This window comes from uncultured Bradyrhizobium sp., assembly GCF_947648125.1.
GTDB lineage: Bacteria > Pseudomonadota > Alphaproteobacteria > Rhizobiales > Xanthobacteraceae > Bradyrhizobium.
In genome coordinates this window covers 34,739-48,907 of the sequence record NZ_CANSMR010000013.1, presented here as the reverse complement: position 1 = coordinate 48,907, position 14,169 = coordinate 34,739, and the positions used below count along the sequence as shown (strand labels likewise).

The window sequence follows — 14,169 nt, the reverse complement described above, 5'->3', positions numbered from 1 at the left end:
GCTGAAGTCCGCGCGGCGGAACGACCGTCTGCCGAAGCGACGGTCGGCAAGACCATCAGGCCTGCTGGCGCGTGTCGACCTGTTGCGGCCTGACGTCCGTCGGCACGGCCGGGGTGGCGCGCGAGCGGAAATAGTCGAGCACGAAAAGCCGGATCGCCGAGGACAGATTGCCCTGCTGACGATTGCTGTCGATCTCGCCGACCAATTCCGACAGCGTCATGTTCCGCAGACCGGAAATCTCCTTCATGCCGTTCCAGAAGGCTTCTTCGAGGCTGACGCTGGTCTTGTGACCGGCGACGACGATCGAACGCTTGACGACAGGAGACTTCATGATGCGTCACCACTTTCGATGCGGTGCTGATCGAGCACACGCTCACTGCGCTCGCCGAGAAATTCGTCACGCGCTCGTTCGGATTTGGTGCGACCGAATAGCGCACGATTGGCTTCGGCCTGCTTTGCTGCTTGTTCGCGCTCACCGCGCTTCTTGAATCGTTTCAGGTTGACCACGTCGCCCATGCTCGTCGTCCTTATCGTCCCCAGAGCGGAATTGGTGATGCATCGTGATGAAAGCAAGAGCGATCGCGCTAAGCGCCCGGCTCGATATCCATCCCGAATCCCCATTTGATGCTTGTGATAGCATCAAAGAATCCGTTTCGCTCTGCGAAAACTAGACGTCTGTACCATGCGCCAGCGCAGAGCTGATAGGCAAACAGCCTTAGCCTTTAGGCGTTATGATCCATAATTATATCACGCGCGCTGACCGTAATTATCCGGACATTGCGCGCTTCACTTCAGCCGGGGTGTGTCATTTTGTCCGGCTGCACGAGGCGATCAAATTCGTCGGCAGTTACGAATCCGAGCCGCAAAGCCTCTTCCTTCAACGTCGTTCCGTGCGCGTGCGCCGACTTCGCGACCTTGGCTGCGTTGTCGTAACCGATCTTCGGCGCGAGCGCCGTCACCAGCATCAGCGAGCGCTGCATCAGCTCGTTGATGCGCTTTTCGTCGGCGCGTATTCCGACAACGCAATGCTCAGTAAATGAGCGGACAACGTCAGACAGCAACTGAATGGAATTTATCATACAATATGCCAACACGGGCTTGTACACGTTGAGCTCGAAATGGCCCTGGCTGCCGGCGACGGTGATCGTGGTCTGATTGCCGAACACCTGGCAGCAGACCATGGTCATGGCCTCGCACTGCGTCGGGTTGACCTTGCCCGGCATGATCGACGAGCCCGGCTCGTTCTCGGGCAGGATCAACTCGCCGAGGCCCGAGCGCGGACCCGAGCCGAGGAAGCGGATATCGTTGGCGATCTTGAACAGGCCGGTCGCCACCGAATTGATCGCGCCGTGCACCAGCACATAGGCGTCGTTGGAAGCCAGCGCCTCGAACTTGTTTGCCGCGCTGGTGAACGGCAGCTTGGTGATCTCGGCGACATGCCTGGCGAAGGCGTTGGCGAATTCCGGCTTCGAATTGAGGCCGGTGCCGACAGCGGTGCCGCCCTGCGCCAGCGGAAACAGGTCCTTCACCGCGGTGCGCAGCCGCGCGATGCCGCTCTCGACCTGCGCGGCGTAGCCGGAGAATTCCTGGCCGAGCGTCAGCGGTGTCGCGTCCTGGGTATGCGTGCGGCCGATCTTCACGATCTTGGCAAACGCGTCCTGCTTCTGGTGCAACGCCTGATGCAGCTCGGTGAGGGCAGGGATCAGGTCGGCGATGATGCGGCCGGCCGCTGCGATATGCATCGCGGTCGGGAAGGAGTCGTTCGACGACTGACTCATGTTGACGTGATCGTTCGGATGGATCGGCTGCTTGGCGCCGAGCTCGCCGCCGAGCATCTGGTTGGCGCGGTTGGCGATCACCTCGTTCACGTTCATGTTGGTTTGCGTGCCCGAGCCGGTCTGCCAGACGACCAGCGGAAAATGATCGTCGAGCTTGCCCTCGATCACTTCCCTGGCGGCGCCGATGATGGCGTCGGCGCGGCGCGCATCGAGCTGACCGAGTTCGCGATTGGTCTCGGCTGCGGCGAGCTTGACGATGGCGAGTGCATGAATGATCGCGATCGGCATCCGGTCGTGGCCGATCTTGAAATTCTGTCGCGAGCGCTCGGTCTGCGCGCCCCAGTAGCGATCGGCGGCGACGTCGATCGGACCGAAGCTGTCGGTCTCGCTGCGGGTGGCGGCGTTGGATGGTGTCGTCGATTGAGCCATGCATGCTCTCCGTTGCGTCGTCAGAACGTGGTCCGGCGTAGCCACGCGGCAGCGTTCGCGCGAAGGCACGTTCATGCAGAAGATAGTCCGGGATGACGATCTGTCATCCCGGCCCTCAAGAGCATCCTACAAGGTCGAGGATCGATCTGCGTTTAGATTATTTCTTGCGGAAGCGGTCCAGCCGCACGACCTCGGCGCCCTCGCTGGGCTTCGCCGGCTCCTGCTCGGTCTCGGCCGTCTCCGGCTCGACCGCCCGGGCGGCCGGTGCGGGAAGGGGAGAGGCCGGTGCGGTCGCGGGCGGGGCTTCCTCGGACAGCGCGTCCGAGACGTCGAACCGCAGATCGAACGGAGCGGACGGATCGAGGAAGCGGGTCACCGCGGCGAACGGCACGTTCAGCCGCTCGGGAATCCCGCCGAACGACAGGCCGACCTCGAACCGGTCCTCGGTCACCACCAGATCCCAGAACTGGTGTTGCAGGATGATGGTCATCTCCTCCGGATACTGCGCGAGCAGCCGCGGCGACAGCTTCACGCCATCGCCGTGCGAGAGGAAGGTGATGTAGAAATGGTGCTCACCGGGCAGGCCATGTTCGGCGGCGTCGGACAACACCCGGCGCAGCACCCCGCGCAGCGCGTCGCGCGCCAGCACGTCATATCGGATGTGATCGGTCGCCATGGTGATCCTGTCGCTTCGAAAATGGCCGGTGTGGCGCCGCCGGACCGGCCGACTCGCCCTTTTGGCCATATGCTACCCCGCCGGGACCCGGAAATCAGCAGGGCTGGCAGCGGAAAATACGGGCGGACGCCCGATCGGAAATAAAGTGGAGGCTTCTGTTGCCAGGTGCCTCCGAACCCCGCCTAACGGAGCTTAACCCGTTAGGACTTTAAGATGGTCTTTCAAACTGCGTTACGCAGCCTGAGCAACCGGAGCAAAGTTGTCGTTGGCAACTATTGCATTAGCCCGATAACGGCGGAACCATACCGAGAAAAAACACGCCCTTTACGCCCTCGTCGATCCTATTTCGCCCCCGCCAAAAGCCACCGAAGCAAGGGGCTCGGGATGGGTTTTGGTGGAGGCGCCGGGTACCGCCCCCGGGTCCGAATGGTTTATTGCGACGGCCATTTATTTCCATAGCCGGCGAACCGGCACCCCCAATATAGGCGGCACGAACGAAGAAAAATAGAGCCGATTCAGGCTTGTTCAGGTGTGAAAACACGCCGATTTGGGTTGGCCCGCGTCCCGACGCCGTTCTAGATTCTGTCTATGCCCCCGGAATCCCCGCCGGTTGCCGCCCCGGCGCCGGATGCCTCTGCACTGCCTGCGCCCCTCCAGCCCGGCCTGCTCGAGCTGTTCCTGGCCTTTGCCAAGATGTCGCTGGCCGGCTTTGGCGGGGTCCTGGTCTGGGCGCGGCGGTCGATCGTCGAGCAGCACCGGTGGATGACGGCCGAGGAGTTCAACGAGACCTTCGCGCTGTGCCATTTCCTGCCAGGTCCGAACATCGTCAACCTGTCGGTCGTATTCGGCTCGCGCTTTCGCGGCATAGCCGGCGGCCTTGCGGCCTTTGCCGGACTGGTGGGGCCGCCGATGGTGATCGCGACAATCCTTGCCGCGCTCTATGCCCGCTACGGCGATATCGACGTCCTGCGCCGGACACTCGCCGGCGTCGCCTGTGCCGCGGTCGGGCTGCTGTTCGCCGTCGTCTTCAAGATGGTGATGCCGCTGTTGAAGCGACGCGATGTCACAGGCCTCGTCATACTGGCTACGGTTTTCGTCGCGATCGGACTGATCCGATGGCCGCTCCAGATCGTGCTGTTGGTAGCGATCCCGCTCAGCATCGCGACGACAGTTTTGGCGCGACGCATGGTGACGGCATGAGTTCGGAGTCCAGCCCGATCGCAGCACTGGTCTGGACCTTTGGCCTGATGTCGCTGTTTGCGGTCGGCGGGGCCAATTCGGCGATCCCCGAAATGCACCGCGCCGCCGTCGACCTGCATCACTGGCTGACCGACAAGCAGTTCGCCGACGTGTTCGCGATCTCGCAGCTCTCGCCTGGACCGAACGTGCTGATCGTGACGCTGATAGGCTATTCTGTCGCAGGCGTCGCCGGGGCGTTGGCCGCAACGGTCGCGATGTGCGGACCGACCGCGTTGCTTGCCTATTATGTGAGCCGCTTCCTCGATCGCTCGCGCGACGCGCGTTGGCCGGCGATCATTCAGGCCGCATTGGTTCCGCTGTCGATCGGACTGATGGCTGCCTCCGGCCTGATCGTGGCGCAGACATCAGACCAAAGTTGGATCGCGATCCTGATCACCATTGTCGCAGCGGCGCTTGCTTTTGCGACACGGATCAATCCCTTATGGATGTTGCTTGCCGGAGGTCTCTTGGGTTTTGCTGGCGTTGTCTGACGAAAATCGCTAGCAAGGTTCTTCGGTCAACGCACCACAAGCCAATCCATTCAATCACAACGGGCGGGACAGCCCTGACGGGGGGAGCGAACTCATGAGCGATATGCCGAGCGAGGCGCCGGTCAAATCGATCTTGCCGACATGGGTGCGCGGCCCGCAGGACTTTGTCGGCGGGCTCGCCATGATGGCGGTTGCGGTGTTTGCCTTGTGGGCCTCCAGCGATCTGCAGGGCATGCACGGATTCTCGTTCGGCGCCGGAACCGCGCCGCGCATGTTCGCCGTGCTGCTGCTGTTGCTCGGCGGCGCTGTGGCGCTGGTGGGAGTTATGCGGGATGGTCCGCAGATCGCGGCCTATTCCTGGCGCGGGCCGCTGTTCGTGTCGGCGGCCATCGTGTTCTTCGCAGTGGCGATCCGCCCGCTCGGGCTCGTGGTCTCCGCCTTTGCCGCCTTCCTGATCGCGGCGATGGGCTCGCATGAGACGAAATGGATCGAGGCCATCATCGTCGGCGGCTGCCTGACGCTCGGTTGCGCGCTGCTTTTCCCCTACGTGCTGGGACTTCCGATGCCGATGTTCCCTCGTTTCCTGATTCAGTGAGGGCGCAATGGAACTGTTCGCCAATCTAGCCCACGGTTTTGCCGTGGCGCTTTCGCCGATTAATCTTCTGATGTGCCTGATCGGCGCACTGGTCGGTACGCTGGTTGGCGTGCTGCCGGGCATCGGCACCATCGCCACCGTCGCCATGCTGCTGCCGATCACCTTCGGCCTGCCGCCGGTCGGCGCGCTGATCATGCTCGCCGGCATCTATTACGGCGCCCAGTATGGTGGCTCGACCACCTCGATCCTGGTCAATATTCCGGGCGAGGCGACCTCCGTGGTCACCGCGCTCGACGGCCACCAGATGGCACGACAGGGCCGCGCTGGCCCGGCGCTCGCGATCGCCGCGATCGGCTCGTTCTTCGCCGGTTGCGTCGCAACCGTCCTGATCGCCGTGCTCGGCGCGCCGCTGACCAAGCTCGCGCTGGCGTTCGGCCCGGCCGAATATTTCTCGCTGATGGTGCTCGGCCTGATCTTCGCGGTGGTGCTCGCCAAGGGCTCGGTGCTGAAGGCGATCGCGATGATCGTGTTCGGCCTGCTGCTGTCGATGGTCGGCTCCGACATCGAGACCGGCGCCTCGCGCATGGCCTTCAACATCCCCGAGCTTGCCGACGGTCTCGGCTTTGCCACCGTGGCGATGGGTGTGTTCGGCTTCGCGGAGATCATCCGCAATCTCGACGCCGGTGCCGAGATGAGCCGCGATCTGGTGCAGCAGAAGATCACCGGCCTGATGCCGACCAGGAAGGACCTGACGGATTCCGCGCCGGCAATCGTGCGCGGCACCATCCTGGGCTCGATCCTTGGCATCCTGCCGGGCGGCGGCGCCGTGATCGCGTCGTTTGCCGCGTATACGTTGGAGAAGAAGATTGCCAAGGATCCGTCGCGGTTCGGCCGCGGCGCGATCGAGGGCGTAGCGTCGCCGGAAAGCGCCAACAACGCCGCGGCGCAGACCTCGTTCATCCCGCTGCTCACGCTCGGCATCCCGCCGAATGCGGTGATGGCGCTGATGGTCGGCGCGATGACCATTCATGGCATCGTGCCGGGTCCGCAGGTGATGGTGAAGCAGCCAGACCTGGTCTGGGGCATGATCGCCTCGATGTGGATCGGCAACCTGATGCTGATCATCATCAACCTGCCGCTGGTCGGCATCTGGGTCCGTCTGCTGCGCGTGCCGTACCGGCTGATGTTCCCCTCGATCGTGATCTTCTGCGCGATCGGCATCTACTCGGTGAACAACGCGCCGGTCGACGTCGTGCTCGCAGGCGCGTTCGGTTTGGTCGGCTACTGGCTGATCAAGCACGATTTCGAGCCGGCACCACTGCTGCTCGGCATGGTGCTCGGCCCGCTGATGGAAGAGAACCTGCGTCGTGCACTCCTGATCTCGCGCGGCGACTGGAGCGTGTTCCTCTCGCGGCCGCTGTCGGCAGTGCTGCTGGCGATCGCGGCAGGTCTCCTGGTGCTCGCCGTGCTGCCGACCTTGCGTGCCAAGCGCGACGAGGTGTTCGTGGAGTCCGAGGGCTAGAGCATGATCCGGAAAAGTGTGAAGCGGTTTTCCCTCGCGACAAACGCGGAACGCGTTTGCGCGGAGATCATGCTCAAGTAGGGAGCGCCGGCCCTGCGTCGGCGCGCCGCAGGCGGAAGTCGAATCGACACTCGATGTCGTCTCATGAAATGAAAATGCCGGCCGATTTGGCCGGCATTTTCATTGGTCAAACGTTCCCGGGAGGAATTGAGATGATGTCCGTTCGCTCGCTTGCGGGCGCATGCCTTTCGGCATTTGCCGCGCTCGGCGCATTCGCCGTACCGGCCTCCGCGCAAAACTATCCGACGCGCACCATCACCATGATCGTGCCGTTCGCAGCCGGCGGTCCGACCGATGTCATCTCGCGCATCGTCACCGCGCACATGGCGCAGACGCTCGGACAAAGCATCGTCATCGAGAACGTGGTCGGCGCCGGCGGCACCACGGCAACGACGCGCGCCGCACGCGCCGCCAATGATGGCTACACGCTCGTCACCGGACATATGGGCACGCATGCGGCCTCCGTGCCGCTCTATCCGAAGCTCGCCTATCACCCGGAAAAAGATTTCGAACCCGTCGCGCTGCTCGCGGGCACGCCGATCCTGATCCTTGCCCGCAAGGATTTCCCGCCGAAGGATCTGAAGGAATTCGTCGCCTACGTGAAGGCCAATGCCGACAAGGTCAACGCCGCGCATGCCGGTATCGGTTCGGTCTCACACGCCTCCTGCGAGCTGTTGAACTCGATCCTCGACGTCAAGCCGGTGGGTGTGCCCTTCAACGGCACCGGCCCCGCCATGAACGCACTGGTCGCCGGCCAGGTCGATTACATGTGCGACCAGATCGTCAACGCGGTGCCGCAGATCAACGCCGGCACCATCAAGGCCTATGCGGTCGCCACCCCCGAGCGCAATCCGTCGCTGCCCAATGTCCCGACCACGGCGGAGGCCGGCCTGCCGGCGTTCCAGGCCCAGGCCTGGAACGCGATCTTCGCGCCGAAGGGAACTTCGCCGGCGATCATCGCCACGCTGAATGCCGCGGCCAACAAGGCGCTCGACGACGAGAACGTGCGCAAGCGCCTGCTCGAGCTCGGCAGCGTGATCCCGGCGCCCGCCAACCGCACGCCCGAGGCGCTCGCGACCCTCGTTAAGAACGAGATCGCGAAGTGGACCCCGGTGCTCAAGCCGGCCACTTAAGCCAGCGCGATCAACTGGATAGGGCAGGGGCGGAACGTGAGTTCCGCCCCTTGTCGTTTCGCGCGGAGTGCTCACTTTTCGGGGTATAATCGGTGCATTCAGCCGAATCAGCGTGTCGGCCGGCGGCCTCGACCGTTAAGTTCGTCGCTTCCCCGAAGGGTCCGAAACCAACGCCATGAACCAGTATCACGACCTGCTTGAACGCATCCTCGCCGATGGCGCGGAGAAACACGACCGCACCGGCACCGGCACGCTGTCGATCTTCGGCCACCAGATGCGCTTCAACCTGTCGGCCGGCTTCCCGATGCTGACCACCAAGCGGTTGCCGCTGAAGGCGATCGTGCACGAGCTGCTCTGGTTCCTCGCCGGCGACACCAACATCAAATATCTCAACGACAACGGCGTCACGATCTGGGACGAATGGGCCGACGCCAATGGCGATCTCGGTCCGGTCTACGGCTCGCAATGGCGTTCCTGGCCCGCGCCCGATGGCCGCAGCATCGACCAGATCGCCAACGTGATCGAGATGATCAAGCGGAATCCGGACTCGCGGCGGCTGATCGTCAGCGCCTGGAATCCGGCCGAGGTCGACAAGATGGCGCTGCCGCCGTGCCACTGCCTGTTCCAGTTCTATGTCGCGAACGGCAAATTGTCCTGCCAGCTCTATCAGCGCTCCGGCGACGTCTTCCTCGGCGTGCCCTTCAACATCGCCTCCTACGCGCTGCTGACCATGATGGTCGCGCAGGTGACCGGCCTCAAGCCCGGCGATTTCGTGCACTCGCTGGGCGATGCGCATCTCTACTCGAACCATCTCGAGCAGGCGCGCCTGCAATTGACGCGGCCGACGCGGCCGTTGCCGACGATGGCGATCAATCCCGACGTGAAGGATATCTTCGCGTTCCGCTACGAGGACTTCAAGCTCGAGGGTTACGACCCGCATCCGCACATCAAGGCTGAAGTCGCGGTCTGATGTCGCTCACCATCCGCCGCGCGCGGCCCGATGAGGCCGGACTGGTGTTCTCGCTGGTCCGCGAGCTCGCCGACTACGAGAAGCTTTTGCACGAGGTTCAGGCCAGCGAGGCCGATATCGCCGAGGCGCTGTTCGGCGCGAACCCGCGGCTCTATTGCGACATCGCCGAATGGAACGGCGAGCCGGCCGGCTTCGCGGTCTGGTTCGTCAACTTCTCGACCTTCGCCGGCCGCCACGGCATCTATCTCGAGGACCTGTTCGTGCGTCCGGCGCTGCGCGGCAAGGGTATCGGCAAGGCGCTGCTGGTGCATCTGGCCAAGCAATGCCTCGCCAATGGCTGGTCGCGGCTGCAATGGGCGGTGCTCGACTGGAACGCGCCGTCGATCGCGTTCTACAAGTCGCTCGGCGCCGAGATGATGGACGAATGGACGATTTGCCGCGTCTCCGGCGAGGCGCTGTCGGCGCTCGCGCAAGGAGCGCGCTGATGGAGATCGTGCTCGTCGTCGCGGTCGCCGAGAACGGCGTGATCGGAAATGCCAACGCAATCCCGTGGCGGCTGAAATCCGACCAGCAGCGCTTCAAGGCGATCACCTTGAATAAGCCCATCGTGATGGGACGCAAGACGTTCGAATCCCTGCGCCGGCCGCTGCCGGGGCGCACCAACATCGTGGTGACGCGCGATGCGAACTATCGCGCGCGCGGCGCCATCGTCACCACGTCGTTCGAAAATGCCCGTGCCATTGCGCTTGGTGACGCGCTGCGGCGTTTCGCCACTGAAATTGCCGTCATCGGTGGCGCGGAGATCTATGCGCAATCAATGCGCATGGCCGATCGGCTGGAGATCACCGAGGTTCACGCCCGGCCCGACGGCGATACACGGTTCGACACAATCGACGCGAAAGAGTGGGACGAGGTCGCGCGCGTGCGAAATCCGGCTGGTCCGGACGACAGCGCCGACTTCTCCTATGTGACATATCGTCGGCGCTGCCGGGGTTAACCAATGTTTGCATTGACAATTATGCCCCGGCGCATAGCTCGTCCGGCAAGGAAGCTTGCGTTGTAAGGGCCTGAGCCGTCCCCTATAACCGGGCCGGACATTCGAGGCCGGGCGTCCCGTCCGGACTTGCCGAGGAGATGTTTGATGCCGTGGAAAAATCAAGGCGGGGGGCCATGGGGCTCGGGTCCGAAAGGGCCATGGGGCACAGGTCCGCAGTCAGCCGGGCCAAGGCCGCCGGATCTTGAGGATCTGCTGCGGCGCGGCCAGGACCGGCTGCAGCAGTGGTTGCCCGGCGGTCATTTCAGCGGCATGGGCATCGCGCTGGTGCTGGTCGCCGCGCTGGCGATCTGGTTCGCCACCGGGATCTTCCGCGTCCAGTCCGAAGAGCTCGGCGTCGTGCTGCGCTTCGGCAAATACGTCCGCGACGCGCAGCCGGGCCTGCGCTATCACCTGCCGTATCCGATCGAGACGGTGCTGCTGCCGAAGGCGCTGCGCGTCAACACGATCTCGATCGGCATGACCCTGATCGACGATCCTGCACGGCGCGGCCGCACCATGCGCGACGTGCCGGAAGAAAGCCTGATGCTGACCGGCGACGAGAACATCGTCGACGTCGACTTCACCGTGTTGTGGCGGATCAAGCCCGGCGGGGCCGGTGCCTATTTGTTCAACATCCAGAATCCCGAAGGCACCGTGAAGGCGGTTGCCGAAAGCGCGATGCGCGAGGTGATCGGCCGCTCGCAGATCCAGCCGATCCTGACCGGGGCGCGCAACGTGACCGAGCAGAACGTCCAGGAGTTGATGCAGAAGACGCTCGACAACTACAGCGCGGGCATCCAGATCACCCAGGTGCAGATGCAGAAGGTCGATCCACCGGCGCAGGTGATCGACGCGTTCCGCGACGTGCAGGCGGCGCGGTCCGACCTCGAGCGCAAGCAGAACGAGGCGCAGACCTACGCCAACCGGATCGTGCCGGAAGCGCGTGGTCGGTCCGCGCAGATTCTGCAGGCCGCCGAGGGCTACAAGGAGCAGGCGGTCGCCGAGGCCAAGGGCCAGAGCGCACGCTTCCTGAAAGTCTATGATGAATACAAGAAGGCACCCGAAGTGACGCGCGAGCGCATCTATCTGGAGACCATGGAACGCGTGCTCGGTAGCTCCGAGAAGCTGGTCTATGACGGCGGCCAGGGCCAGAACATCGTGCCCTATCTTCCGCTCGGCGAACTGACGCCGCGGCGTCCGGCAGCTGCGCCGGCCACGACCGGCCAGCAGCAGGGAGCCACCCGATGAGGTCCCCTGTCACCGGCATTGTGTCCCTCATCATCCTCTTCATCGTGCTCGCCGTCGGCTACAGCTCGATGTTCACCGTGGCGCAGACCGAGCAGACCATCGTGCTGCGGTTCGGCGAGCCGGTTGAGGTCGTCACCGATCCCGGCCTGCACTTCAAGGCGCCGTGGAATTCGGTGATCAACGTCGACAAGCGCATCCTCGATCTCGAAAACCCGTCGCAGGAAGTGATCGCCTCCGACCAGAAGCGGCTCGTGGTCGACGCCTTCGCGCGCTATCGCATCAAGAATGCGCTGCGCTACTACACCAGCGTCGGCTCGATCCAGGCCGCCAATCTGCAGCTGACCACGCTGCTCAACGCGGCGCTGCGCCGCGTGCTCGGCGAGGTCAATTTCATCACGGTGGTGCGTGACGAGCGCGAGAAGCTGATGGCACGGATTCGCGAGCAGCTCGACAAGGAGGCCGACGGCTACGGCATCGAGGTCGTCGACGTCCGGATCCGCCGCGCCGATCTGCCGGAGCAGAACAGCCAGGCGGTGTACGACCGGATGAAGTCCGAGCGTCAGCGCGAAGCGGCCGAGTTCCGGGCCCAGGGCGACCAGAAGGCGCAGGAGATCCGCTCGAAGGCCGACCGCGAAGCAACCGTGATCGTCGCCGAGGCGAACTCGGCCGCGGAACAAACCCGCGGTGCTGGCGATGCCGAGCGCAACCGCCTGTTCGCCGAGGCCTATGGCAAGGACAAGGACTTCTTCGCGTTCTATCGCTCGATGACGGCTTATGAGAACAGTCTGCGTTCCGGCGACACACGTTTCCTGTTGCGGCCGGACTCGGAATTCTTCAGATACTTCGGCAATGCGAACGGCAAGGGGCCTGAGGCGGCCGCCGCGCCGAAACAGTAACGTCACGACTAAACATCAAGACTTGGCGGCGATGCGGACACCGCGTCGCCGCCACTCAACAACAACAAGCATCGAGCGGGAGGCTGCCATCCGATGAAGTCCATAGCGTTCGGCGACTTCCTCATCGGATTGGGAATCCTGTTCGTGCTCGAAGGCATCCTGTTTGCGGCAAGCCCCGCCTGGATGCGCCGGGCGATGAAGAGCGCGCTGGCCACACCCGACAACATCCTGCGCATCGTCGGCATCGGCTCGGCGGTCGCGGGACTGATCCTGATCTGGGTGGTGCGGCGCTAGATTTAGCTGTCGTTCCGGAGCATGCGAAGCATGAACCTCAGGTGCGCAATTACGCACCGGGGAACCTCGAGATTCCCCTGGGCGCAATTGCGCCCCTGAGGTCTGGTCCTTCGGACCGTCCCGGAATGACAAGCAAGACTGAACATAATCGTGAGCCTCTTGCAGCCGGTTTTTCGCCGAAATGCCCGGCTGAGATGCTTGCGCCATATGCCCGTTCGGGCGCACTCTACAATCAGCTAATTTGAACCCGTTTGCCTGGAGAAACTCCGACATGATCGCTGCCAGACCAGCCCTGAGCCGTCGCCTCCGCATGATGGGAGCTGCGATCTCGATCGGTGCTGCGAGCATGCTGAGCTCCGTGCCGGCGTTTGCACGCGGCCCCGAGGGCATCGCCGACATCGCCGAGAAGGTGATCGACGCCGTCGTCAACATCTCGACGTCGCAGACGATCGAGGCCAAGGACCGGACGATGCCGCAGCTGCCGCCCGGCTCGCCGTTCGAGGAATTCTTCGACGACTTCTTCAAGAACCGCCGCGGCCCGCCCGGCAAGGGCGGCGACAAGAGCGGCGAGTTCCAGCCGCGCAAGACCAACTCGCTCGGCTCCGGCTTCATCGTCGACACCGCGGGCATCGTCGTCACCAACAACCACGTCATCGCCGACGCCGACGAGATCAACGTCATCCTCAACGACGGAACCAAGATCAAGGCCGAAGTGGTCGGCGTCGACAAGAAGACCGACCTCGCGGTCCTGAAGTTCAAGCCGCCGAAGCCGCTCACCGCCGTCAAGTTCGGCGACAGCGACAAGATCCGCCTCGGCGACTGGGTGGTCGCGATCGGCAACCCGTTCAGCCTCGGCGGCACGGTGACCGCGGGCATCGTCTCGGCCAAGAACCGCGACATCAGCCAGGGGCCGTATGACAGCTACATCCAGACCGACGCCGCCATCAACCGCGGCAATTCCGGCGGTCCGCTGTTCAACCTCGATGGCGAGGTGATCGGCGTCAACACGCTGATCATCTCCCCGACCGGCGGCTCGATCGGTCTCGGTTTCGCCGTGCCGTCGAAGACCGTGGCCGGCGTCGTCGACCAGCTCCAGAAGTTCGGCGAGCTGCGCCGCGGCTGGCTCGGCGTTCGCATCCAGCAGGTCACCGACGAGATCGCCGACAGCCTCAACATCAAGCCGGCACGCGGCGCGCTGGTTGCCGGCGTCGACGACAAGGGCCCGGCCAAGCCGGCCGGCATCGAGCCGGGCGACGTCGTCGTCAAGTTCGACGGCAAGGACGTCAAGGACCCCAAGGACCTGTCGCGCATCGTCGCCGACACCGCGGTCGGCAAGGAAGTCGACGTCGTCGTCATCCGCAAGGGCAATGAGGAGACCCGCAAGGTCACGCTCGGCCGGCTCGAGGACAACGACAAGGCTCAGCAGGCCAACGCCAAGCCTAAGGACGACGCCGCCGAGAAGCCGGTGACCCAGAAGGCGCTCGGTCTCGACCTGGCGGCGCTGAGCAAGGATCTGCGCACCAAGTACAAGATCAAGGACAGCGTGAAGGGCGTCGTCGTCACCGGCGTCGACAATGCCTCCGATGCCGCCGAGAAGCGGCTATCGGCGGGCGACGTCATCGTCGAGGTGGCGCAGGAGGCGGTGTCCAGCGCCGCCGACATCAAGAAGCGCGTCGACCAGCTGAAGAAGGACGGCAAGAAGTCCGTGCTGCTGCTGGTCTCCAACGGCGACGGCGAATTGCGCTTCGTCGCGCTCGGCGTGCAGTGACCCGTCGTCCCGGCGAAGGCCGGGACCGATACGC

Annotated in this window: 16 protein-coding genes and 1 other RNA gene; 12 read left to right on the top strand and 5 right to left on the bottom strand. The window is 63.9% G+C overall.

Annotated features, from left to right (window positions below; translation table 11 throughout):
• Positions 1-55: 55 nt before the first annotated feature.
• The 5 genes from Q0030_RS22515 to ssrA form a co-directional block, all read right to left on the bottom strand.
• Positions 56-331 carry a ribbon-helix-helix domain-containing protein gene (locus Q0030_RS22515; protein WP_021077181.1) on the bottom strand — a complete coding sequence of 92 codons (276 nt, stop codon included), beginning with the start codon at positions 329-331 and terminating at the stop codon, positions 56-58.
• The gene (locus Q0030_RS22510) at positions 328-516 is read right to left on the bottom strand and encodes a DUF4169 family protein (RefSeq protein WP_097674527.1); all 189 of its coding nucleotides are present in this window, start codon (positions 514-516) and stop codon (positions 328-330) included. Before Q0030_RS22510 ends, Q0030_RS22515 begins: the two co-directional genes overlap by 4 nt.
• Before the next feature lie 275 nt (positions 517-791).
• The gene (gene fumC / locus Q0030_RS22505; protein WP_298371806.1) at positions 792-2,207 is read right to left on the bottom strand and encodes a class II fumarate hydratase; all 1,416 of its coding nucleotides are present in this window, start codon (positions 2,205-2,207) and stop codon (positions 792-794) included.
• 157 nt (positions 2,208-2,364) lie between these two features.
• Positions 2,365-2,883 (bottom strand): ClpXP protease specificity-enhancing factor SspB, encoded by a 519-nt coding sequence (locus tag Q0030_RS22500; RefSeq protein WP_298371803.1) that lies wholly within the window; start codon positions 2,881-2,883, stop codon positions 2,365-2,367.
• Positions 2,884-3,027: 144 nt separating this feature from the next.
• Positions 3,028-3,394, bottom strand: a transfer-messenger RNA (tmRNA) gene (ssrA, locus tag Q0030_RS22495).
• A 77-nt stretch (positions 3,395-3,471) separates the two neighbouring features.
• Between ssrA and Q0030_RS22490 the strand changes: the two genes are divergently transcribed.
• The 12 genes from Q0030_RS22490 to Q0030_RS22435 all read left to right on the top strand — a co-directional run bounded on the left by Q0030_RS22490 (position 3,472) and on the right by Q0030_RS22435 (position 14,135).
• Positions 3,472-4,083, top strand: coding sequence for a chromate transporter (locus Q0030_RS22490; protein ID WP_298371801.1), 612 nt, complete (start codon positions 3,472-3,474; stop codon positions 4,081-4,083).
• A complete protein-coding gene (locus Q0030_RS22485) occupies positions 4,080-4,613 on the top strand; it encodes a chromate transporter (RefSeq protein ID WP_298371799.1) in 534 nt (177 codons plus the stop codon). Before Q0030_RS22490 ends, Q0030_RS22485 begins: the two co-directional genes overlap by 4 nt.
• A gap of 94 nt (positions 4,614-4,707) precedes the next feature.
• Positions 4,708-5,208, top strand: coding sequence for a tripartite tricarboxylate transporter TctB family protein (locus Q0030_RS22480; protein WP_298371797.1), 501 nt, complete (start codon positions 4,708-4,710; stop codon positions 5,206-5,208).
• 7 nt (positions 5,209-5,215) lie between these two features.
• The gene (locus Q0030_RS22475; protein ID WP_298371795.1) at positions 5,216-6,730 is read left to right on the top strand and encodes a tripartite tricarboxylate transporter permease; all 1,515 of its coding nucleotides are present in this window, start codon (positions 5,216-5,218) and stop codon (positions 6,728-6,730) included.
• Between the two features lie 212 nt (positions 6,731-6,942).
• Positions 6,943-7,923 (top strand): tripartite tricarboxylate transporter substrate binding protein BugD, encoded by a 981-nt coding sequence (locus Q0030_RS22470; protein WP_298371793.1) that lies wholly within the window; start codon positions 6,943-6,945, stop codon positions 7,921-7,923.
• 175 nt (positions 7,924-8,098) lie between these two features.
• Entirely contained in the window at positions 8,099-8,893 is a 795-nt protein-coding gene (locus Q0030_RS22465; RefSeq protein ID WP_298371791.1) for a thymidylate synthase, read from the top strand.
• Entirely contained in the window at positions 8,893-9,378 is a 486-nt protein-coding gene (locus Q0030_RS22460) for a GNAT family N-acetyltransferase (RefSeq protein ID WP_298371789.1), read from the top strand. Before Q0030_RS22465 ends, Q0030_RS22460 begins: the two co-directional genes overlap by 1 nt.
• Entirely contained in the window at positions 9,378-9,890 is a 513-nt protein-coding gene (locus Q0030_RS22455) for a dihydrofolate reductase (RefSeq protein ID WP_298371787.1), read from the top strand. The genes Q0030_RS22460 and Q0030_RS22455 overlap by 1 nt, the downstream gene beginning before the upstream one ends.
• A gap of 144 nt (positions 9,891-10,034) precedes the next feature.
• The gene (hflK, locus tag Q0030_RS22450; RefSeq protein WP_212310485.1) at positions 10,035-11,177 is read left to right on the top strand and encodes an FtsH protease activity modulator HflK; all 1,143 of its coding nucleotides are present in this window, start codon (positions 10,035-10,037) and stop codon (positions 11,175-11,177) included.
• Positions 11,174-12,073 carry a protease modulator HflC gene (locus Q0030_RS22445; protein ID WP_298371783.1) on the top strand — a complete coding sequence of 300 codons (900 nt, stop codon included), beginning with the start codon at positions 11,174-11,176 and terminating at the stop codon, positions 12,071-12,073. Before hflK ends, Q0030_RS22445 begins: the two co-directional genes overlap by 4 nt.
• 93 nt (positions 12,074-12,166) lie before the next feature.
• Positions 12,167-12,367 carry a DUF2065 domain-containing protein gene (locus Q0030_RS22440; RefSeq protein WP_298371781.1) on the top strand — a complete coding sequence of 67 codons (201 nt, stop codon included), beginning with the start codon at positions 12,167-12,169 and terminating at the stop codon, positions 12,365-12,367.
• Positions 12,368-12,638: 271 nt separating this feature from the next.
• Positions 12,639-14,135, top strand: a complete 1,497-nt coding sequence (locus Q0030_RS22435) for a Do family serine endopeptidase (protein ID WP_298371779.1) — start codon at positions 12,639-12,641, stop codon at positions 14,133-14,135.
• Positions 14,136-14,169: the final 34 nt, after the last annotated feature.

Bases quoted from the DNA above. Each gene is read 5' to 3' on its own strand.
- Q0030_RS22460 (WP_298371789.1), top strand. From the start codon at position 8,893: ATGTCGCTCACCATCCGCCGCGCGCGGCCCGATGAGGCCGGACTGGTG.
- Q0030_RS22440 (WP_298371781.1), top strand. From the start codon at position 12,167: ATGAAGTCCATAGCGTTCGGCGACTTCCTCATCGGATTGGGAATCCTG.
- fumC (WP_298371806.1), bottom strand. From the start codon at position 2,207: ATGGCTCAATCGACGACACCATCCAACGCCGCCACCCGCAGCGAGACC.
- Q0030_RS22515 (WP_021077181.1), bottom strand. From the start codon at position 331: ATGAAGTCTCCTGTCGTCAAGCGTTCGATCGTCGTCGCCGGTCACAAG.
- Q0030_RS22485 (WP_298371799.1), top strand. From the start codon at position 4,080: ATGAGTTCGGAGTCCAGCCCGATCGCAGCACTGGTCTGGACCTTTGGC.
- Q0030_RS22465 (WP_298371791.1), top strand. From the start codon at position 8,099: ATGAACCAGTATCACGACCTGCTTGAACGCATCCTCGCCGATGGCGCG.
- hflK (WP_212310485.1), top strand. From the start codon at position 10,035: ATGCCGTGGAAAAATCAAGGCGGGGGGCCATGGGGCTCGGGTCCGAAA.
- Q0030_RS22470 (WP_298371793.1), top strand. From the start codon at position 6,943: ATGATGTCCGTTCGCTCGCTTGCGGGCGCATGCCTTTCGGCATTTGCC.
- Q0030_RS22510 (WP_097674527.1), bottom strand. From the start codon at position 516: ATGGGCGACGTGGTCAACCTGAAACGATTCAAGAAGCGCGGTGAGCGC.
- Q0030_RS22475 (WP_298371795.1), top strand. From the start codon at position 5,216: ATGGAACTGTTCGCCAATCTAGCCCACGGTTTTGCCGTGGCGCTTTCG.
- Q0030_RS22445 (WP_298371783.1), top strand. From the start codon at position 11,174: ATGAGGTCCCCTGTCACCGGCATTGTGTCCCTCATCATCCTCTTCATC.
- Q0030_RS22455 (WP_298371787.1), top strand. From the start codon at position 9,378: ATGGAGATCGTGCTCGTCGTCGCGGTCGCCGAGAACGGCGTGATCGGA.
- Q0030_RS22435 (WP_298371779.1), top strand. From the start codon at position 12,639: ATGATCGCTGCCAGACCAGCCCTGAGCCGTCGCCTCCGCATGATGGGA.
- Q0030_RS22490 (WP_298371801.1), top strand. From the start codon at position 3,472: ATGCCCCCGGAATCCCCGCCGGTTGCCGCCCCGGCGCCGGATGCCTCT.
- Q0030_RS22500 (WP_298371803.1), bottom strand. From the start codon at position 2,883: ATGGCGACCGATCACATCCGATATGACGTGCTGGCGCGCGACGCGCTG.
- Q0030_RS22480 (WP_298371797.1), top strand. From the start codon at position 4,708: ATGAGCGATATGCCGAGCGAGGCGCCGGTCAAATCGATCTTGCCGACA.